General features: G+C 71.2%; 20 protein-coding genes. 11 read left to right on the forward strand and 9 right to left on the reverse strand.

The features are described from left to right. The first annotated feature begins 97 nt into the window (after nt 1-97). Nucleotides 98-925 carry a MerR family transcriptional regulator gene (locus tag OG912_RS13110; RefSeq protein ID WP_327709478.1) on the forward strand — a complete coding sequence of 276 codons (828 nt, stop codon included), beginning with the start codon at nt 98-100 and terminating at the stop codon, nt 923-925. A 52-nt stretch (nt 926-977) separates the two neighbouring features. On the opposite strand, the gene OG912_RS13115 is transcribed toward OG912_RS13110, so the two are convergent. Continuing rightward, nucleotides 978-2210 carry an amidohydrolase family protein gene (locus tag OG912_RS13115; protein WP_326738011.1) on the reverse strand — a complete coding sequence of 411 codons (1233 nt, stop codon included), beginning with the start codon at nt 2208-2210 and terminating at the stop codon, nt 978-980. Nucleotides 2211-2443: 233 nt separating this feature from the next. Between OG912_RS13115 and OG912_RS13120 the strand changes: the two genes are divergently transcribed. The 3 genes from OG912_RS13120 (at nt 2444) to OG912_RS13130 (ending at nt 6176) form a co-directional block, all read left to right on the forward strand. Then, complete coding sequence (locus OG912_RS13120) at nt 2444-5404, forward strand: AfsR/SARP family transcriptional regulator (RefSeq protein ID WP_327709479.1); 2961 nt, start codon at nt 2444-2446, stop codon at nt 5402-5404. Between the two features lie 210 nt (nt 5405-5614). Further along, nucleotides 5615-5803 carry a hypothetical protein gene (locus tag OG912_RS13125; protein WP_327709480.1) on the forward strand — a complete coding sequence of 63 codons (189 nt, stop codon included), beginning with the start codon at nt 5615-5617 and terminating at the stop codon, nt 5801-5803. 205 nt (nt 5804-6008) lie between these two features. Beyond that, nucleotides 6009-6176, forward strand: coding sequence for a hypothetical protein (locus tag OG912_RS13130; protein ID WP_327709481.1), 168 nt, complete (start codon nt 6009-6011; stop codon nt 6174-6176). A 60-nt stretch (nt 6177-6236) separates the two neighbouring features. Here OG912_RS13130 and OG912_RS13135 read toward each other — a convergent pair whose 3' ends face one another. Next, entirely contained in the window at nt 6237-6632 is a 396-nt protein-coding gene (locus OG912_RS13135; RefSeq protein WP_326738007.1) for a PIN domain-containing protein, read from the reverse strand. Further along, nucleotides 6632-6907, reverse strand: a complete 276-nt coding sequence (locus OG912_RS13140; RefSeq protein WP_327709482.1) for a hypothetical protein — start codon at nt 6905-6907, stop codon at nt 6632-6634. The genes OG912_RS13135 and OG912_RS13140 overlap by 1 nt, the downstream gene beginning before the upstream one ends. A gap of 123 nt (nt 6908-7030) precedes the next feature. Between OG912_RS13140 and OG912_RS13145 the strand changes: the two genes are divergently transcribed. Together OG912_RS13145 and OG912_RS13150 are read left to right on the forward strand one after the other, a co-directional pair. Further along, nucleotides 7031-7366, forward strand: coding sequence for a type II toxin-antitoxin system Phd/YefM family antitoxin (locus tag OG912_RS13145; protein ID WP_327709483.1), 336 nt, complete (start codon nt 7031-7033; stop codon nt 7364-7366). Then, entirely contained in the window at nt 7366-7779 is a 414-nt protein-coding gene (locus tag OG912_RS13150) for a type II toxin-antitoxin system VapC family toxin (protein ID WP_327709484.1), read from the forward strand. Before OG912_RS13145 ends, OG912_RS13150 begins: the two co-directional genes overlap by 1 nt. A 5-nt stretch (nt 7780-7784) precedes the next feature. Here OG912_RS13150 and OG912_RS13155 read toward each other — a convergent pair whose 3' ends face one another. Further along, nucleotides 7785-9344, reverse strand: coding sequence for a FadD3 family acyl-CoA ligase (locus OG912_RS13155; RefSeq protein WP_327709485.1), 1560 nt, complete (start codon nt 9342-9344; stop codon nt 7785-7787). A gap of 116 nt (nt 9345-9460) precedes the next feature. Between OG912_RS13155 and OG912_RS13160 the strand changes: the two genes are divergently transcribed. Genes OG912_RS13160 through OG912_RS13170 form a run of 3 tightly spaced genes read left to right on the forward strand, consistent with a single transcriptional unit; the run spans nt 9461 to nt 11852 of the window. Continuing rightward, nucleotides 9461-10609, forward strand: a complete 1149-nt coding sequence (locus tag OG912_RS13160) for a lipid-transfer protein (protein ID WP_327709486.1) — start codon at nt 9461-9463, stop codon at nt 10607-10609. A 13-nt stretch (nt 10610-10622) separates the two neighbouring features. Beyond that, nucleotides 10623-11063: a Zn-ribbon domain-containing OB-fold protein gene (locus OG912_RS13165; RefSeq protein ID WP_326738001.1), complete on the forward strand. Its 441-nt coding sequence runs from the start codon at nt 10623-10625 to the stop codon at nt 11061-11063. Between the two features lie 6 nt (nt 11064-11069). Next, nucleotides 11070-11852 (forward strand): enoyl-CoA hydratase/isomerase family protein, encoded by a 783-nt coding sequence (locus OG912_RS13170; RefSeq protein ID WP_327709487.1) that lies wholly within the window; start codon nt 11070-11072, stop codon nt 11850-11852. A 15-nt stretch (nt 11853-11867) separates the two neighbouring features. Here OG912_RS13170 and OG912_RS13175 read toward each other — a convergent pair whose 3' ends face one another. Further along, nucleotides 11868-12422 carry a hypothetical protein gene (locus OG912_RS13175; RefSeq protein ID WP_327709488.1) on the reverse strand — a complete coding sequence of 185 codons (555 nt, stop codon included), beginning with the start codon at nt 12420-12422 and terminating at the stop codon, nt 11868-11870. A gap of 252 nt (nt 12423-12674) precedes the next feature. On the opposite strand from OG912_RS13175, the gene OG912_RS13180 reads away from it, so the two are divergent. Beyond that, a complete protein-coding gene (locus OG912_RS13180) occupies nt 12675-13337 on the forward strand; it encodes a hypothetical protein (RefSeq protein ID WP_327709489.1) in 663 nt (220 codons plus the stop codon). 312 nt (nt 13338-13649) lie between these two features. Here OG912_RS13180 and OG912_RS13185 read toward each other — a convergent pair whose 3' ends face one another. After that, a complete protein-coding gene (locus OG912_RS13185; RefSeq protein WP_327709490.1) occupies nt 13650-16031 on the reverse strand; it encodes an outer membrane protein assembly factor BamB family protein in 2382 nt (793 codons plus the stop codon). 179 nt (nt 16032-16210) lie between these two features. Beyond that, nucleotides 16211-17011 carry a VOC family protein gene (locus OG912_RS13190; protein WP_327709491.1) on the reverse strand — a complete coding sequence of 267 codons (801 nt, stop codon included), beginning with the start codon at nt 17009-17011 and terminating at the stop codon, nt 16211-16213. A 357-nt stretch (nt 17012-17368) separates the two neighbouring features. Here OG912_RS13190 and OG912_RS13195 point away from each other — a divergent pair, with 357 nt between their 5' ends. Beyond that, a complete protein-coding gene (locus OG912_RS13195; RefSeq protein WP_327709492.1) occupies nt 17369-18016 on the forward strand; it encodes a TetR family transcriptional regulator in 648 nt (215 codons plus the stop codon). Between the two features lie 216 nt (nt 18017-18232). Here the strand turns inward: OG912_RS13195 and OG912_RS13200 are convergent, their stop codons facing one another. Together OG912_RS13200 and OG912_RS13205 are read right to left on the reverse strand one after the other, a co-directional pair. Then, nucleotides 18233-18739: a nitroreductase/quinone reductase family protein gene (locus OG912_RS13200; RefSeq protein ID WP_327709493.1), complete on the reverse strand. Its 507-nt coding sequence runs from the start codon at nt 18737-18739 to the stop codon at nt 18233-18235. Then, complete coding sequence (locus OG912_RS13205; RefSeq protein WP_327709494.1) at nt 18739-19986, reverse strand: acyl-CoA dehydrogenase family protein; 1248 nt, start codon at nt 19984-19986, stop codon at nt 18739-18741. The genes OG912_RS13200 and OG912_RS13205 overlap by 1 nt, the downstream gene beginning before the upstream one ends. Nucleotides 19987-20132 lie beyond the last annotated feature (146 nt).

Raw genomic sequence — 20132 nt, forward strand, 5'->3', positions numbered from 1 at the left:
AGCGGGCAGGGAGTTCCCATGACCTGGATCACATCCTCGTCCGGCCACTGCGATGCTTGACCTTGACGCCGTGTGAGGCCTTGCACTGGGAGACATCATGTTCACCATCGGAGACTTCGCCCGGTACGGGCGGGTGTCGGCCCGGATGCTGCGTCACTACGACGCGGTCGGGCTGCTGCATCCCGACCGTACCGACCCGGCCACCGGCTACCGCTACTACGGTGCCGCCCAGCTCGCCCGCCTCAACCGGATCATCGCCCTCAAGGACCTCGGCTTCACGCTCCAGCAGGTGCGGGCCGTCCTCGACGAGGAGGTGGGCCCGGAAGAGCTGCGCGGGATGCTGCGGCTGCGGCGGGCGGAGCTGGAGGCGGCGATGGCGGCGGCGGCCGCCCGGCTGGTCCAGGTCGAGGCGAGGCTCCGGTCGATCGAGAGCGAGGGACACATGTCCGTGGAAGATGTCGTGATCAAGAGCGTTCCCGCAGTACGGGTCGCGGAGCTGACCGGTGTGGCAGCCGGATACGAGCCGGAGGACATCACTCCGGTGATCGGCCCGCTGTACGAGCGGCTGTTCCCGCTGCTGGGCGAGGCCGAGGTCTCCCCGACCGGCCCCGGGATCGCCCGTTACGAGGACGCCCCGGAGGGCGGCGGCGCGATCGTCGTCCACGCCGGGGTGACGGTCTCGGCCCCGGTGGGGCCGCTGGGTGACACCGGGGTCACGGTGGTCGAGCTGCCGCCCTTCGAGGCGGCGACCATCGTCCACCGGGGCTCGATGGCCGGCATCCTGCCGACCGCCCAGGCCCTGGCCCGGGGGATCGAGGCGGGCGGCTACCGCTCGGCGGGGTACGCGCGCGAGGTCAATCTGGAGTGCCCCGCGGACGAGGACAAGTGGGTGACGGAGCTCCAGGAGCCGGTGACCCGGGCCTGACCGGAAGGGGTCGGGGCGGTCCACGCAAGGACCACCCCGGCCCCTCCCCTCTTCACGCCCCCGTGCCGGGTCCCGCCCACAGCCCGTCGTCGGTCAGCCCGAGCAGGTCGATCGCGTTACGGCGCACGATCCGGTCCACGACATCGGCGTCCAGGTGCCCCATCTGCGCCTCACCGACCTCGCGGGACTTGGGCCAAGTCGAGTCGGAGTGCGGGTAGTCCGTCTCGTACAGGACGTTCCCCACTCCGATCGAATCCAGGTTCTTCAGCCCGAAGGCGTCGTCGAAGAAGCAGCCGTAGACATGGTCGGTGAAGAGCTCCGACGGCGGCCGGTGGACCTTGTCGGCCACCCCGCCCCAGGCGCGGTTCTCCTCCCAGACGACGTCGGCGCGTTCCAGGATGTACGGAATCCAGCCGATCTGGCCCTCCGCGTACATGATCCGCAGGTTCGGGAAACGTTCGAACTTGCCGCTCATCAGCCAGTCGACCATCGAGAAGCAGCAGTTGGCGAAGGTGATGGTGGAGCCGACGGCCGGCGGGGCGTCGGCCGAGGTGGACGGCATCTTCGAGGACGAGCCGATGTGCATGGCGATCACCGTCCCCGTCTCGTCGCAGGCCCGGAGGAACGGATCCCACTCGTCCGTATGAATGGACGGCAGTCCGAGATGGGGAGGTATTTCGGAGAACGCCACGGCTCGCACCCCGCGCGCGGCGTTGCGCCGGACCTCGTCGGCGGCCAGCTGTGCGTCCCAGAGCGGGACGAGGGTGAGCGGGATGAGCCGGCCGTGCGCGTCGGGCCCGCACCACTCCTCGACCATCCAGTCGTTGTACGCGCGCACCCCCAGCAGGCCGAGTTCGCGGTCCTTCGCCTCGGTGAAGGTCTGACCGCAGAAGCGGGGGAAGGTCGGGAAACAGAGGGCGGACTGGACGTGGTTGACGTCCATGTCGGCGAGCCGCTCGGGCACCGAGAACGAACCGGGACGCATCTGCTCGTATGTGATGACTTCGAGCTTGATCTCGTCCCGGTCGTAGCCGACGGCGGTGTCGAGCCGGGTGAGCGGGCGGTGCAGGTCCTCGTACACCCACCAGTCGCCTATCGGCCCGTCGTCCCCCTTCGCACCCATCACAGGCGCGAACTTGCCGCCCATGAACGTCATTTCCTTGAGCGGCGCCCGGACGATGCGCGGTCCGGAGTCCGCGTACTTGGACGGGAGCCGGTCCCGCCAGACATGAGCGGGCTCCACCGTGTGGTCGTCCACCGAGATGATCTTCGGGAAGGTCTCCATGCGTACCACGGTAGCGTCGATCTGACGAACCGTCAGCTATCTGGACGCGACCTCGTTCCATAATCGTTGTCGAGGGCTTGTGCAGAGACTCACCCACTGCTGACGCGCCCCCCTTTCACAAGGCAGACTGTTGACGGCGATACCAACGGTATGGAGCAATCCGGATAGCCCCGACGGGATCCGGACATGTGCGACCGTGCCGGGCAGCGCACAGAGCAGGACAGGAGGCGGCAATGGGCCGTGACGACGGGCCACGGGTACGCGTTCCGGAGCAGCGCGCCCCGGAGCAGCGGCCGGCGGAGGAAGCCGGGCTGTATTTCTCCCTGCTCGGTCCGGTACGGGCCCGGCGGGGCGGCGAGACGCTGCCGTCCGGATCGCCGCAGCAGCGCGCCCTGCTGACGGCTCTGCTCCTGAGGGGCGGGCGCACCGCCACGGCTGCCGAGCTCATCGACGCCATCTGGGGCGAGGACCCGCCCTCCCAGGCCCTGGCCGCGGTACGCACCTACGCCTCGCGCCTCCGCAAGACGCTGGGCCCGCTCACCCTGGCGAGCGATTCGGGCGGGTACGCGATGCGGATCGGGCCCGAGGCGCTGGACCTGTCCGTGGCCCAGGACCGGGCGGCCGATGCGGAGAAGGCGCGGGCCTCCGGCGACCGCTGCCGGGCCCGGACCCTGCTGAACGAGGCGCTGGCCCTCTGGGACGGCGAGGCCCTGGCCTCCGTGCCGGGCCCGTACGCCGATTACCAGCGCAGCCGGCTGGAGGAGTGGCGGCTCCAGCTCACCGAGACCCGTCTCGATCTTGACCTGGAGGTCGGCTGCCACGCGGAGGCGGTCTCCGAACTGACCGCGCTCACCGCCGCGCACCCCCTGCGCGAACGGCTGCGCGAGCTCCTGATGGTGGCCCTGTACCGCAGCGGCCGCCAGGCGGAGGCCCTCGCCGTCTACGCCGACACCCGCCGACTGCTCGCCGAGGAACTGGGCGTCGACCCGCGCCCCGAACTCGCCGCGCTCCAGCAGCGGATCCTCCAGGCGGACGAGGACCTGGCCCGCCCGGCCGACGAACCCGCCCCGGCCACCGCACCGGTCCGCCCGGCGCAACTTCCGGCCACGGTCTCCGACTTCACCGGCCGCACCTCCTTCGTCCGCGAACTGGGCAACCGCCTCGCCACCGCGGAGGGCTCGGTCATGGCCGTCTCCGCCCTCGCGGGCATCGGCGGCGTCGGCAAGACGACCCTCGCCGTGCACGTCGCGCACCAGGCCCGCCCGCACTTCCCGGACGGCCAACTGTACGTCGACCTCCAGGGCGCGGGCGCCCGCGCCGCGGAGCCGGAGACGGTCCTCGGCGCGTTCCTGCGCGCCCTGGGCACGGCGGACTCGGCGATCCCCGACTCCCTCGACGAACGCGCCGCGCTCTACCGCTCCACGCTCGACGGCCGCCGCATCCTGGTCCTCCTGGACAACGCCCACGACGCGGCCCAGATCCGCCCCCTGCTCCCCGGCACGGCGGGCTGCGCGGCCCTGGTCACCAGCCGGGTCCGGATGGTCGACCTGGCGGGCGCGCACCTGGTCGACCTGGACGTGATGTCGCCCGAGGAGGCGCTCCAGCTCTTCACCCGGATCGTGGGCGACGAGCGCATCAACTCCGAGCGCGAGGCGGCCCTCGACGTGGTGGCCGCCTGCGGCTTCCTCCCCCTCGCCATCCGCATCGCGGCCTCCCGCCTGGCGGCCCGCCGCACCTGGACGGTCTCGGTCCTGGCCGCGAAGCTCGCGGACGAACGCCGCCGGCTGGACGAGCTCCAGGCGGGCGACCTGGCGGTGAAGGCCACCTTCGAACTCGGCTACGGCCAGCTGGAACCGGCCCAGGCCCGCGCCTTCCGCCTCCTGGGCCTCGCGGACGGCCCGGACATCTCCCTGGCGGCAGCGGCGGCCCTGCTGAACCTGGAGGCGCACGCGGCGGAGGACCTCCTGGAGGCCCTGGTCGACACGTCCCTCGTGGAGTCGGCGGCCCCGGGGCGCTACCGATATCACGACCTGGTGCGCCTGTACGCGCGTTCGTGCGCGGAGCGGGACGAGCGGTTGCCGGAGGAGAAGGAGCGGGCGCTGTCGCGGCTGCTGGACTTCTATCTGGCCACGGTCGCGTGCGTCAGCGCCATGGAGAAGCCGGGCGACACTCTCGTCGATCACCTCGCACCCACCTCCTACGACGGCCTGACCTTCTCCAGCCGGCGTGAAGCCCAGGACTGGCTCTACGCCGAGGCCGGAACGCTGTTGGCCTGCGCCCGCCAGTCCGCATCCGGGCCGACGCTGGCCCACGCCGTCGACCTGCTCTGGGTGGCGATCGAGCTCGCGGAGTCCGGGGCGAACTCCAAGGAGTACGAGGCAACCGTCACCACAGCCTGCAAGGCTGCGGAACTGGCCGGTGACGCCAAATCCGAGGGCAGGGCCCTCATCACTCTGGCCAATGTGCATCACGTCTCCGGCCGCTTCGACCTGGTTGACCGCGAGTGCCGACGGGCCCTGCACCTGTCGGCCGTGGCTCACGATCCCCTCCCTGCCTGCTGGGCATCGAACCTGCTGGGCATCATCGCGCTCTACGAGAACCGGCATCTGGAGGGCGAAGAGCACCTGACCCGCGCCATAGCTCACTTCCGGGATATAGAGGACCGCCCGGGGCAAGCCGCTGCTCTGTGCAATCTGTCGCGCGTTCACCTGGCCATGGGGCGAACGGACACTGCCGTATCGCTCGCCGAGCAGGGCACGGCGATGTACGACGAGATGAATCACGCGCTCAAGGGTGCCAACGGCCGCTATGCGCTGGGGCTCGCCCTTACCCAGAGCGGCCAGCTGGAGGCTGCGGCGAACAGCCTGCGGGAGGCGTACGAGGTCTTCAAGGAGAGCCGGCAGCGCCTTTACGAAGGCATGGCTCTGTTCCGTCTCGCCGAGGTCGACATCGCGGCCCGGCGCCCGGCGCAGGCCGCCGCCAACTCCGAGATCGCGCTCACCGTCCTCCGGGGCATAGGCGGGGAATGGCGGCGCGGCAACGTGCTCACGGTCCTGGGGAGGTCACTGTCCGGGATCGGGCAGACCGACCGTGCGAAGGTCTGCTGGCGCGAGGCCCTGGGCATCTTCGAGACGCTCGACTCCCCGGAGGCCGCAGATGTACGAAGCCTGCTCAATCCAGCAGAAGTCGCCTGACCGCTTCCGGTCGGGACGTTCATCGTTCGTTTATCGCCACACGGCACTCTCTGTCTAGTCGATCCGTCGCGTCGGGGGGCAGGCGGGGCGACAGACGGCCGTACCACTAATGTGAGCGGCCCCGACAGGCCCGTCCGGCAGTCCACGGGGGAACAGCCGGACGGGTCTTGCCGACCCAGCACGCCGAATCACTAACGGGAGTAGACGATCATGGCCGACGCACAGAGCAACGAGCCGATCATCAAGCCGCTCAACACCCACGCCACGAGCGAGCCTGCGAACATCCTGGGCACGGATGGTGCGCTGAAGCCGCTCAACACCCACGCCACCACGGCGCCGGAGGGTGAGGCGGAAGACAAGACCGACAACACCCACGCCACGAGCGAGCCGGCCAACTAGAGCTGCAATTCGGCGGGGTACGGGGGGAGTGGCCGCGGCGGCGCGGAGGGGGAGCCGTCGCGGCCGCTGCATGTCCGCGCCCGAACGGCCGACGCGATCGCGTCAACGTTCGATCACTTCCCGCCAGAGGGCTACCGCCATCGCCCCCCCCCTGTCACTAGCGTCACTTCACGTCCGGAAGCTCGCTCCCATCACAGGAGTCGGAATGACCCGCACGAAGAAGACGCTCGTCGCCGCCGCGTTCGCCGTGGCCCTCGGCATCGGCGGCGCGTCACCCGCACTGGCTGACACCCACGCCACCGGCGACACCCCCGTCACCACGCAGGACACCCACGCCACCGTGGTGACCCCGCAGGAGAACCACGTCGGCTGAGCCAGACAAGGCCCGAGCAGAGGGGCCCGAGCCACCCGGCTCGGGCCCCTCTGCCGTCCCCTACAGCCCTCGGACCTGAACCCCCGCCCCACACAGCTTCCCCATGTCGTCCTCGTCCGAGGTGAACACCACCACCCGCCCCCGCTGCCGCCCCGCGATCACCGCGAGCGCCGCGTCGATGGCGTACTTGTGGCCGTGCAGACCGGTGGACCTGAGGAGGCGGATCGCCTCGTCGGCGACCTCCTTGGTCACGGACTCGACCACAATCCGGGACATCGCCCAGTCCCATACGGGCTGCCGGATCCTGCCGTGATAGGCCTCGACGAGCGTCATGGAACTCGTCAGCACACGGATTCCGGACTGGTGGGCCTTGGTGAGCGTGACGGTCATCGCCCGGTCACTCAGCGCCGTCCTGGACAGTGCCTCACTGTCCAGGACATATGTCATGTCTGACATCAGGCGGCTTCCGCCCGCCCCTGAGCGCCTTGCTCCCGATCCTCGAACCACCGCTCGATATCACGCAGCTCTTTGGCCGCCGCAGCCTGCTCCTGCTCGGTGAGCGGGCCGCCATCCTTCAGCATCCGCTCCACCAGCTCCCCCAGCCGATCATGCTCGCGCTGACGCTCTATGGCGCGGGTGACATACGCGCTGAACGCCCCGGGGCCCACCTCGCTCCGGATCTCCTCCGCCAGCTCCTCCGGCAGGGTGACCGTGTACTTCTTCGTTGCCATACACATCACCATACCGAGACCAAAAAGGGCCTGCCACCAGCTTCACCCCGTGGGGTGACAAGACTCCAGCACCGTTGACGCACAACATCGCCCCCTGCCGCACATCCCCCTAACCTGTACGACATGGACAGCGAGCCGCACAGCCACGACACCCGGATCACCGTCCGCGATCTCCAGCGGAACGCCGCGGCCGTCCTCGTGCGGCTGGAACACGGGGAGACGTTCACCGTCACCCGGCACGGCCGGACCGTGGCGCGGATAGTGCCTCCGGATCCTGCCGAGGAAGCGGTCAATCAGGCCGTCGCCGACGGGCTGATCGATCTCACGGAGCTCAGCCGCGCCCGCACCGCCGCCCAGACGGCGCGCATCCGGACCGCTCCCTCGACCGCCGCCGACGTGCCGCTCACTCAAGCACTGGAAGAACTGCGTGACGCGCAGGACGACGGGGCGGGGCGCTGATGCGATTCATCTATCTGGACACCTCCGCAGCGCTCAAGCTGTTCAAGGAGGAGTCCGAGTCCGCCGCCCTCAAGGCATGGCTCTCCACTCAGGGATCCGCCACCGTCCTGACCTGCGATCTCACGCGCACGGAGGTCCGGCGCGCACTGCACGCCGCCGGTGCCGGGCCCGATGTCGCCGCGGAAGCCGAGGAATGGCTCGACGAGAGCGCCCTCGTCCGGATGCCGCCGCTTCTCTTCGACCGCGCGGGGCAGCTGTCACCCGGCAACCGGCTCCGCCCCCTGGACGCCCTGCACCTGGCCGCCGCGCAGGGGCTGGGCAAGGCGCTCCTCTCGTTCGTCGTGTACGACAAGCGGCTCGTCGAGTCCGCACGGGAACTGGGCCTGCCCGTCGCGTGCCCCGGGGCGGGCTGAGCGCGTCAGCGCCCTCGCAGCTCCCCCTTCACCACCTTGCCGCTCGCATTGCGCGGGAGCTCGCTGACGAACTCCACCGCCCTCGGCACCTTGTAGTTCGCCATCTCCCGCCGCGACCAGGCGATCAGGTCGTCCGCCGTCACCGTCGCGCCCGGCCGGCGCACCGCGTACGCCTTGCCGACCTCGCCGAGGCGGGGGTCGGGGATGCCGATCACCGCGACGTCGGCGACATCCGGGTGCAGGCCCAGGAGCTGTTCGATCTCCGCGGGGTAGGCGTTGAAGCCGCCGACGATGAACATGTCCTTGATCCGGTCCGTGATCCGGAGGTTGCCCTCCTCGTCGAGGAAGCCGACGTCGCCCGTGTGCAGCCAGCCGTCCGAGGTGACCGTGGCCGCCGTGGTCTCCGGGTCCTCGAAGTAGCCGCTCATCACGTGGAAGCCGCGGACCATGATCTCGCCGGGGGTGCCGGCGGCGGCCAGGACGCGGAGCTCCGTGCCGGGGATCGCTCGGCCCGAGGTGGAGGCGATCACCTCCGCCGGGTCGCCGCGGCGGCACATCGTGACGATGCCGCTCGCCTCGGAGAGGCCGTAGGCGGTCAGGACCGTGGCGATGTTCAGCTCCGAGCGCAGGCGTTCGACCAGTTGGAGGGGGACCACTGCCGCACCCGTCACCACCAGCCGCAACGCCGAGAGGTCGTGGGACGCGCGGGCCGGGTGGTCCAGGAGGGACTGGTGGAGTGTGGGCGGGCCGGGCAGGACCGAGATGCGTTCGGCGGCGATGTTGGCGAGGACCGTGTCGACGTTGAAGACCGGCTGCGGGACCATCGTCGCGCCCCGCATCAGGCACGCGATGATGCCCGCCTTGTAGCCGAAGGTGTGGAAGAACGGGTTCACGATCAGATAGCGGTCGCCCTCGCGCAGACCCGCGAGCTCGCTCCAGATCGCGTAGCAGCGCAGGGTCTGGGCGTGGCTGATGACGGCGCCCTTGGGGCGGCCCGTGGTGCCCGAGGTGTAGATGATGTCGGAGGGGGCGGATGAGGGAATGACGTCGGCCCGTGTCCGTACCTGCTCAGCCGATATCCCCTCCCCCGCCGCCAGGAAGTCCTTCCAGGTCATGTAGTCGTCGGCCTCGGGGGCGGTGTCGGCGAGGACCACCACCCGCTCCAGGTGCGGGAGTTCGACATCGGACCGGCGCAGGGACGCCACGTACGACGTACCGAGGAAGGTGCCCGTGACGAAGAGCAGCTTCGCGCGGCTCCGCTCCAGGACGTACGCCGCCTCCGTGCCCTTGAAGCGGGTGTTGAGCGGGACCAGGACCGCGCCGGCGGTCACCGCTCCCAGCGCGGAGACGATCCAGTCCAGGGTGTTGGGCGCCCAGACCGCGACCCGGTCCCCCGCCTCCACGCCCGATGCCATGCACGCGGCGGCGGCCCGCTCCACGCGTTCGCCGAGTTCCGTGTACGTGATCCGGGTGCGGCCCTCGACCACCGCCTCCCGGCCCCCGTACCGTTGCGCCGCCGCCCGTACCAGGTTCGGGACGGTGGACCATTCCTCGTCGCCGCGCATCTCGTGCCCTCCCGTCGAACCGGAAAACCGCAGTAGCCACCTCGTAGCTGACTATCCGTCAGATTAGCTGTAGCCTCCTCCGCTGTCAGCAGTCATGACGCTCTCGGAGGTGGCGGGTGGCGACGCTCAAGGACAAGGCAGCGATAGCCGGTATCGGGCAGACGGAGTTCGCGAAACATCTGCCCGAGTCCGAGAAGACCCTGGCGTGCCGGGCGATCACCGCGGCGCTCGACGACGCGGGAATCGCCGCGTCGGAGGTGGACGCGTTCGCCTCGTACACGATGGAGGAGACCGACGAGGTCGAGATCGCCAAGGCGATCGGGGCCGGTGACGTCACCTTCTTCAGCAAGGTGGGGTACGGGGGTGGCGGCTCCTGCGCGACCCTTGCGCATCTCGCCTCCGCCGTCGCGACCGGGCAGGCGAGCGTGGGCGTCGCCTGGCGGTCACGTAAGCGCGGGTCGGGGCCGCGGCCCTGGAAGAACACCGCTGTGCAGCTGCCCACCCCCGCCCAGTGGACCCGGCCGTACGGGCTGCTGCGGCCCGCCGACGAGATCGGGATGCTCGCCCGGCGGTACATGCACGAGTACGGGGCGACCCGCGACCACCTCTTCAACGTCGCGCTCGCCTGCCGCAACCGCGCCAACCAGAACCCCGACGCGGTGATGTACGAACGCCCGCTGACCCGCGACATGTATATGACCTCGCGCTGGATCAGCGAGCCGCTCTGCCTCTTCGACAACTGCCTGGAGACGGACGGGGCGCTGGCCTGCGTCATCGTCTCCGCCGAACGGGCCCGCGACTGCCGGCAGAAGCCCGTCTATCTCCACTCCGTCGCCCAGGGACTGCCCGCCCAGCACCACGGGATGGTCAACTACTGGAACGACGACCCGCTCACCGGCCCCGCCTGGACGGCGGCCCGACAGCTGTGGAAACAGGCCGACTTCGGGCCACAGGACGTCGATGTGGCGCAGATCTACGACGCGTTCACCCCGCTCATCCCGCTCTCCCTCGAGGGGTACGGATTCTGCGGTCGCGGCGAGGGCGCCGCGTTCACCGAGGGCGGGGCGCTGGAGAGCGGCGGGCGGCTGCCGATCAACACCGGCGGCGGCGGGCTCAGCGAGGGATACGTGCACGGCTTCAACCTCATCAACGAGGGCGTGAAGCAGCTGCGCGGCATCTCCACCGCCCAGGTCCCGGATGCGTCGACCTGCCTGGTCACCGCCGGGGAGGGCGTCCCCACGTCCGCCGTACTGCTGAGGAACTGAGGAGCTGACCGAGATGGATGGACTGCTGCTGCCCGTCGTGGACGAGGACGGCGCCCCCTTCTGGGAGTACACGGCGCGCGGAGAACTGCGCGTCCAGGCGTGCGCCGCCCCGGACTGCGGAAAGCTCCGCTTCCCGCCCCGGCCGTGCTGCCCGCACTGCCAGTCGTTCGAGAGCGAGTGGCGGGTGATGAGCGGACGCGGCCGCATCTGGTCGTACGTGCTGCCGCATCCGCCGCTGCTGCCCGCGTACGCCGACCAGGCCCCGTACAACGCCGTGATCGTCGAACTGGCCGACGCCCCGGAGATCCGGCTGGTCGGGAACGTGGTCAGCGGCCCCGACGCCCCGCTGAACTCCGTCGATCCGGCACGGCTGCGGATCGGGGCGGCGGTCAAGGCGGTCTTCTGCCCCGCCTCCCCCGACGTCACCATGGTCCGCTGGCTGCTGGAGCGGTGAGCGGACATGGCGCTGCGCACGGAGACGGACAAGGAGACCGGGGTGGCGCTGCTCACCCTGGACCGGCCGGAGAAGCACAACGCGATCGACCTGGCGACGGCCGCTGAACTGACGGCGGCCTGGCGGGCGTTCCGGTACGACGACGAAGTGCGGGCCGTCGTGATCACGGGGGCGGGAGGCCGGGCGTTCTGCACGGGTATCGACCGGGGTGTGGACGTCCCGCAGCCCTCGTCCCCGTACACGATCGACGATCCGCTGCTCGCGATCGGGCCGAAGGCCAACGACCTGTGGAAGCCGGTGATCGCGGCCGTGGAGGGGATGGCCTGCGGCGGGGCGTTCTATCTGCTGGGCGAGGCGGAGTTCGTCATCGCTTCCGAGGAGGCGACCTTCTTCGACCCGCACACCACGTACGGCATGGTCAGCGCGTACGAGGCGATCGCCATGGCGCAGCGGATGCCGTTCGGCGAGGTGGCCCGGATGTCCCTGATGGGCACGGCGGAACGGGTCACGGCCCGTCGTGCGTACGAGACCGGGCTGGTCAGCGAGGTGACCCCGCCCGGCGGCGCGGTGGCCGCGGCGCTGCGGGCGGCGGCGGTCATCGCCTCGTACCCGACGGGTGGGGTCCAGGGGACGGTACGGGCGCTCTGGTCCGCGAAGGAGTCGGCCCGGACGCAGGCCTTCGCCCATGCCCCGCACCTGATCGCGCTCGGGAACCTGGCGCCGGAGCAGCAGGCGGAGCTGTTCAGGGGGCGGGGCCGGGGAGGCGGCGGAACGTTCCGACTTCGGTGAGGGCGGTGTCGACCGTCAGTAGCTGAGCTCGGCGGTGACCGTGCACTTCTTCACGCGGGAGACCTTGCTCGGGCTGTCCATCCGGACGGAGACGGTCTTCGTCTCGCCGCTGTCCGCGTCCACGGTCGCCTCACCCGTGTCGACGGTGTTGCCGACCGCGTCGAGGAACGTCACGTCGACCTCGTACGTGTGGCTGCCGAGCGCGTTCGCGGTGAGCCGCACGGTGGAGCTGGTGACGGCCCTGCGCTTGCCCTTGCGGGGTGTCACGCAGCGGACGACGTACGCCTGCGGGGCGTCCGTCGCGGTGGCGGTGGGGGTCGGGGTGCCGTACGTGGAGCCGGAGGAGCTGCTCGACGAGCTGTAGTCGTCATCGTCGTAGTCGGAGTCGGTGTCGTGGTACGTGCCGTTGCTCTTCTTGGAGTTGGAGCACCCGCCGCCGCTGCTGCTGCTGCTCGACTTGCTCTTTCCGCTCCGGCTCTTGCCACCGCCCTTGCTGCCGCTGCTGAATCCGGTGAGCGCGAGTACCACTGCCACCAGGACCACTGTCAGCTTCACGTGTTGCCGCACCATCGGTACGTCCCCCTTGTGTTGTCCCTCTTACGTGCTGCGGGCCGGCCGGGCTGTCGGACGGCCGCGCGACACCGTAGCGCACAGCATGGCGGGCCCGGCCCGGCAGTACGGTCATGACCCTGTCACGGTCTCGTCATCATCTGTCTGGTGGCGAGGGTCATGGCCCCGGCGTAGCGTCGAGTCGAGAGCGGTGAGGATCCGCGTTGCCGGCCGGTGGCGCGTGCCTCGCACGCCCCGCGGGAGGTACCGGACATGATCCGTAACGTCCTCGGCTCGATCGTCGCTCTCCTTGGAGCGGCGGCCGCCGTGCTGAGCCCCTTCCGTGACTGGTACGACGGCCGCCTCGGGCGGTACTACGGGGTCGACGACCTGTTCACCGGCGTCACCGCGGCCCACCCCGGCGTTCTCGGATCGATCCTGCTGCCCTTCCTGTTCGCCGCGGTCCTGGCGGTCGTGGGCGTGGTGCTCCGTTTCCGGCCGCTGGTCGCGCTCGCGGGCGTGCTGGTGCTCGGGTTCACGGTGTTGTGGATGGTGCGCCAGGGGCAGGCGGAGGGAAGCCTGACGGTCGCGGGAGACGGTTCCGGGCTGCAACAGGGGGTGGCGGGCGCGGCAGGCGGTGGCGTGCTGCTTCTGCTGGGCGCGGCGCTGATGTCGGGGCGGGGGCGGCGTGACCGGCGCCCCCGGGTCGCGCAGCCGTACGCGGCGCCGGGGTCGGCGGATCCGGACACGTGGCCGCCTACGCGGGAGCCGGGGCCTTCGGTGCAGACGAGTCCGTGGCCGGAGCCGGAGGCGGACCCGTACGTGGGGCCGTCGCCCGGGTCGTCGGCGTCGTCGCGCGACACGGAGCCGACCGCGACGTACCCGGTCCAGGACCCACCGGACCGGCCGGGCAGACCGGGCCCGTCCGGAGATTGACCCCATCACCGGTTGCGTCCTCAAACGGCGACCCCTTCAAGCCCGTCCGGCGATTGAGGACAAAGCGGCAACCCACCCAAGCCCGTCCGGCGATTGAGGACAAAGCGGCAACCCACCCAAGCCCGTCCGGCGATTGAGGACAAAGCGGCAACCCACCCAAGCCCGTCCGGCGATTGAGGACAAAGCGGCAACCCGGGCGCACCCGGCCCCATCTGTACCGGCCACCCCATCACCGGTTCCGTCCTCAAACGCCGGACGGGCTGGGGTGGTCGGCCAAGCCCGAACCGCCCGCGGAACCCCGGCCGGGAAAGCCTACGCGCGGGCCCTGTTGCCCGTGCCCGTGCCCTTCAGCGCGTCCAGCGCGTACACGCAGCGGTCCTTGCTGCACGCGTAGACCACCCCGCCCTGCGCCACCGGCGAACCCGTGATCTCGCCGCCCGTGGCGAGCTTCCAGCGGAGCTGGCCGCCCACCGCGTCCAGCGTGTACAGGACGTGGTCGGCCGAGCCGAAGTGGACGCGGCCGTCGGCGACGACCGGTGCGCCCACGACCTCGCCACCCGCGGCGAAGCGCCACTTCGGGGTGCCCGTGACCGCGTCCAGCGTGTACAGCGCGCTGCCGCTGCCGACGTGCACGTTGCCCGCCACCACCAGCACCGGTTCGATCGACTGGCGGGACTCCGTGGCGATGCGCCAGCGGTCCTTGCCGGTCGAGGCGTCCAGCGCGTACACCGTGCCGAGGTAGTCCGCGAGGTACACCCCGCCACCGGTGACGGCCGGGCCGGGGGCGAAGGCGGGCGGCGAGAGGAAGACCGCCGGGGACTCGAAGTGCCAGCGCACATGGCCGGAGACGATGTCCACCGCGAGGACCCGGGTGCCGGCGGAGACGTACACATAGCCGTCCGGCGCCGGGGTCACCCGGACCGGCACCCCGCCGCAGGAGGCCGCGTCGCCGACCGGGTAGGACCAGCGTTCGGTGCCGGTACGGGCGTCGACGGCCCGCAGCCGGGCGTCCTGCCAGAGGTAGACCGTGCCGTCGTGGAGGGCCGGCCCGGCCTCCGACGTCTCGAAGTCCGTCTGCGCGCCGGTGATCTCCCAGAGCCTCTCGCCCGTGGACGCCTCCCACGCCTGGACGCCGCCGCCCCGCGTACCGGTGACGACCGTGCCGCGCTCGGCCTTCAGGGAGTACACCCACGCGTCGGTCTGCAGCCGCCACCGCTCGCTGCCGCTCGTCGCGTCCAGGGCGTAGAGCGACGGCCCGTCGGAGGCGAGGATGCTGCCGCCGTCCACCGCCATCGCCCAGGCCACGTCACGGGTCTTGAACTGGCGCCGCCCGTTGCCGGTGTCCAGCGCGTGCACCTCGAAGGAGGTGACGTACAGCAGGTCACCGACGACGACGGGGGTCCCCCACACGTCGTTCGACATCCGGAACCGCCAGGGCCGCCAGCGTCCCGGGCCTGCGGGCGCGCTGTCGGGCGCGTGCGCCGGGGCGGGCACGGGGGCGGTCGGGGCGGTGACCGCACCGTTCACCCCGACGGGCGGGCGCACCCAGCCGGTCGCCGGACCGGCCTCGGCGCCGGCAGCCGAGGCGCGTACGTCCTGGGCGCGCGGGCCCGGACCGATCGGCACGTGCACACCGGACAGCCGCACCGGACCGCCCGCCTCGGATGCCTGCGCGGGCCGGGCGGCCGTCGGGCGCCCTTCGGCGCCGCCGCGCCAGGCGTTGTCCCAGTCGGCGGCCGGCGACTGCGGGGGCGGCGCCACGGGCGCGGGCGGAGCGGGCGGCGCCACGGCGACCGCGCGTCCGCCGCCGCGGCGCTGCTCGATCATCGCGGTCGCGGAGGCCGGCAGCCAGGCCGACGCCGTACCGCTGTCGTCGCTGCCGGAGGCGAAGAGGTGCGGGGAGAGCTGGGCCTGCAGTTCGGCGGGGGTGGGCCGCATCGAGGCGTCCATCTGCATGCAGGACTCGATCAGCGACCGCAGATCGTCGGGCAGCCCGCTCACGTCCGGGCCCTCGCGCAGCAGCATGAAGACCGTCTCGACCGGGTTGGCCCCGTGGAACGGGGCATGCCCGGTCGCGGCGAAGACGAGGGTCGAGCCGAGCGAGAAGATGTCGCTCGCGCCGGTGACACTGCGCGAGTCCCGTGCCTGCTCGGGCGACATGTAGGCGGGCGTGCCCACGGCGACGTTCGTCATGGTGAGCCGGGTGTTGGAGACACCGGACGCGATCCCGAAGTCGATCACCCGGGGGCCGTCCTCGACGACGAGCACGTTGGACGGCTTCATGTCGCGGTGGACGAGCTTCGCCCCGTGGATGGACTGCAGGGCCTCCGCGATGCCCGCCGCCAGCCAGCGCACGGCCTGCGTCGGCATCGGCCCGCACTCATTCACTATCTCTTCGAGAGAAGGAGCGGGCACGTAGGCGGTGGCGAGCCAGGGCACGGCAGCCCGGGGATCGGCGTCGACCACGGCGGCCGTGTAGAAACCGCTGACGGCGCGGGCGGCCTCCACCTCGCGCGTGAAACGGACCCGGAACAGCTGGTCCTCGGCCAGTTCCGTACGGACCGTCTTGATCGCCACCCGCCGGCCGGACGCCGACCGGGCGAGATAGACCAGCCCCATGCCGCCGGCCCCGAGCCGTCCCAGCACCTCGAACGGGCCGATCCGCCTCGGGTCGTGCTGCGTCAGCTGCTCCACCACTTGCCTGCCACCTCCCCGTACGGACCTCCGTGAGGAGTGGTCCGCGAAAAACCCGCCGTGTGCAGCGTCTCATCACTGGGCACCACCCGGCGGTGCGCACCCCGATTCTTCCTGGCCGAGGCCCGGGTGGCGAACCCGGGGGCGGATCGGGGTGTCCTGTGCCACTCCGGGTCGTATCAGGACACCGGCGGCTGAAGTACGGCGAACACGGCGCCCTGGTCGTCCTGGAGGACCGACATCCGCCCGTAGGGGATGTCGAAGGGCGGCTCGGAGACCCGGCCGCCGAGCCGCTTGACGGTCTCGGCCGAGGCGTCGCAGTCCGCCACGGCGAAGTAGGTGAGGAAGTAGCTGGGCATCACGGCAGGGAACGCGTCCGTGATGACACTGCGCCCGCCGACCGCGGTGTCGGGGCCCGGTTCGGTGCCGGCCGGGGACCACATGCGGAAGTCGACGCCGGACTCCGCGGTCCCCGGATCGCCGGTGCCCGGCTCGTCGAGGTCCGCGGAGCGGAAGCCGAAGACCTCCTCGTAGAAGGCGTCGACCTTGTCCTTCTGCCGGGTGTAGACCTCGGTCCAGCAGAAGGAGCCGGGCTCGTTCTGCTTCTGGAAGCCCTTGCGCTCACCGGCCTGCCAGAGGCCGAACACCGCACCGCCGGGGTCGGCGGCCTGGGCGAGCACCCCGGCCCGGCCGGCCCGGACGGGGTCGGTGATCACCTGACCGCCGGACTCGCGGATCCGGGCGGCGGAGGCGGTGATGTCGTCGGTGGCGAAGTAGACACCCCAGGCGGTCGGCATCCGGCCGTCCTGCTTGGCGGCGAGGGCGGCGACGAGAGCGCCGTCGCTGAGCGCGTCGGCGGACGGCCCGTCGCCCGCCCGGAAGGTCCACCCGAAGAGCTCACCGTAGAAGCGCTTGCCCGCTTCCAGGTCGGGGAGCTGCACATCCACCCAGCACGGCGCGGACTGCGCGAATGCGGCCATGGGCCCGGATCCTTCCGTCGCGATGACGCTCATCCATGGAGACGCTCACCCCTGGACACTCATCTCTGGTGACGCTCGTCACACCCAACGTAGCCGCGCACGGGCACGCCCGCGCTTCAGCCCCCTTTGATACGAACATATTCTCGATACACGAGCCATGGACACGGCTGTCACGGAAAGTTATCCACCGAAGTTGTCCACAGGCTGTTGATAACACTAATCAAGCTGTGGGGAACCGGAAGGGAGACCGTGGGGCGCATCCCCTGAAATCCCCCCACTCCCCCCGCCGCGCCTGCCGCACTCCCCATTTGCAGTCGGCCGAATCGCGCTCCGATCACCCGTCGGTAAGCTGACGGCATGACAGGACAAGTACGCACCGTCGACGGCCGCGTGGCCGGTCGACGCGGACAGGCGACGCGGCAGAAGCTGCTCGACTGCCTCAGCGAGATGCTCAGCTCCTCGCCGTACCGGGACGTCAAAGTCATCGACGTCGCCCGGAAGGCGGGGACTTCACCCGCAACCTTCTACCAGTACTTCCCCGACGTCGAGGGCGCCGTCCTCGAAATCGCCGAGGAAATGGCCAAGGAGGGTGCCGGACTGACCGAACTGGTCGCCGGACGCTCCTGGGTCGGCAAAGCCGGATGGCAGACAGCCGAAGAACTCGTCGACGGATTCCTCGACTTCTGGCGGCGCAACGACGCCATCCTGCGCGTGGTCGACCTCGGCGCGGCCGAGGGCGACAAGCGGTTCTACAAGATCCGCATGAAGATCCTGAATTCCGTCACCAACTCCCTTACGGATTCGGTGAAGGAGCTCCAGGCCAAGGGCAAGGTCGACAAGGACGTCAGTCCCGCGGCCATGGCGGGCTCCCTGGTCGCGATGCTGGCCGCCGTCGCCTCGCACCAGAAGGGCTTCACCACCTGGGGCGTCAAGCAGGCCGAACTCAGGCCGAACCTCGCGCTGTTGGTGCATCTGGGCATCACCGGCAAGAAGCCGACGAAGTAGCGCCCACGCCGGAACCCCGTACTGGGTGACGCGCGGTGATCCCGGGCGCCCCAGGTCCTGTCTCACCGACGGCGGACCACGCATGTGGTCCGCCGTCGGTGTACCCGGACGGGAGACAACCGGCCCTCCGCGTCACGCGCGAAACGTCAGGCGCGAAACGTCAGGCGCGATTCGTCACGCACGATTCGTCACGCACGATTCGTCAGGCGCGATTCGTCATGCGTGCCCGTCGCGCAGCTCCGCCGGATCCAGCCGGAACAGCCGGATCTCCCGGTCGATCCGGGCCTGGTACGCGGCATAGGGCGGCCAGAACTTCAGCGCGCTCTCCCACACCCGGGCCCGCTCCTCCCCTGCCAGCAGCCGTGCCCGTACGGGAATGTCGCGACCCTTCCAGTTGATGACGGCAGCCTCCGGATGGGCCAGCAGATTCGCCGTCCAGGCCGGATGACCCGGACGGCCGAAGTTGCTGCCGACCAGGATCCAGCTGCCCGGCCCCCCGTCACCCGGCTGCGGCATGCAGGCCAGCGGGGTGGTCCTCAGCTGCCCGCTGCGCGCCCCCGGCACCGTCAGCACCACCCCCGGCAGCATCTGCGCGCTGAGCAGCACCCGGCCGCGGGTCAGCCGGTGCACCGTACGGTCCATGGCGGGCACGACATGCGGGGCGATCCGCGCGAAGACGCGGGTCGAGGACACCTTCTGGACGAGCCGGACCCCGACCGCCATCAGACCGCCACCTGTCCGGCCGGCCCACGCCCGGCCGGGCCACCGTGCGCTGCTGGGCCTTCGTGCGCCTCCTGGCCGAACAGCCCGGCCCGCTGCGCCGCGTGGTCGCGGAGCCGGTGGACGGGGCCGAGGAGCAGCTCGTCGGACGCGGCCCGCTTGAAGAACAGCTGCGCCTCGTCCTCCCAGGTGTAGCCCATGCCCCCGTGCAGCTGCACCGCCTCGGCGGTGGTGATCCGCAGCGCCTCCAGCGCCTGGGCGAGGGCGAGCCCGCCGGACTCCGGGTCCCAGGCCGCGTAGTACGCGGCGGAGCGGGCCGACCGCACGCGTACGTACAGATCCGCCAGCCGGAGTTTCACGGCCTGGAAGGAGCCGACCGCCAGGCCGGACTTCTCGCGCTCCCCGACGTAGTCGACCGTCCGCTCCAGGGCGCTCGCCGCCGCCCCGGCCGCCTCGGCGGCGAGTGCGACCGCGGCCGTGCGCCCGGTGGCCGCGAGCGCGGCGGTCACGTCCACGGTGTCGTCGGCGCCGAGGAGTTCGGCCTCGGTGTCACGCAGCTGGATCCGGGCGATCGGCCGGGTCCCGTCGAGTGAGGTCTGCCGGGTGCGGACGAGCCCTGCGGGCGGCTGCGGCCCGTCGGCCCGGACCAGGAACAGCAGGGTGCGGCTGCGCGGGAAGCCGCCCGCGTGGGCGGCGACCAGGAGCAGTCCGGCGCTGTGCCCGTCGAGCACCTGGGCGGCCTCCCCGTACAGCCGCCACCCGCCGTCGCCGCCGGCCGGCCGGGCCTGCACACCGCCCGCCCGTCCGCCGCCCGCCCAGGCTCCGCCGGTGAGATCGCCGGTGAGGCCGAGCGCGGTGGAGAGCGAGCCGCCGGGGACGGCCAGGGCCGCGGTGAGCTCGCCCGCTGCGAGGGCCGGCAGCAGGGCGGCGCGCTGCTCCCCGGTGCCGAGGGCGAGGATCAGGGGGGCGGCGAGCACGGCGGTGGCGAGCAGCGGGGACGGCAGCAGGGCGCGGCCGGTCTCCTCCAGGGCGACGGCGAGCTCGGCGGGCCCGTGGCCTCCGCCTCCGTACTCCTTCGGGAGGGCGAGTCCGGGCAGTCCGAGGTCCCGGGAGAGCCGGTGCCACAGTGCGGTGTCGTACCCGTCCGGTGTCGCCGGGGTGCCCCCGGTGTGGCCGGGGTCGTGTTCGGCCAGCAGTTCGCGCAGGGTGCGGCGGATCTCGTCCTGTTCCGCGGTGAAGGCGGCATCCATCGGCGGGCTCCTTCTCCTCGGAGGCCGACGGCCTCCGATCTGACGGGCCGTCATGCTAGGGGTGAAGCAGCGAGATTCCCAGAGTCGCGCAGGGCGACGCGGACCACAGGATCCGCGCACGGCCGCATGGTTCACCTCCCGCAGAT

Origin of the sequence: Streptomyces sp. NBC_00464 (assembly GCF_036013915.1) — a bacterium.
In the GTDB taxonomy this organism is placed as follows: domain Bacteria; phylum Actinomycetota; class Actinomycetes; order Streptomycetales; family Streptomycetaceae; genus Streptomyces.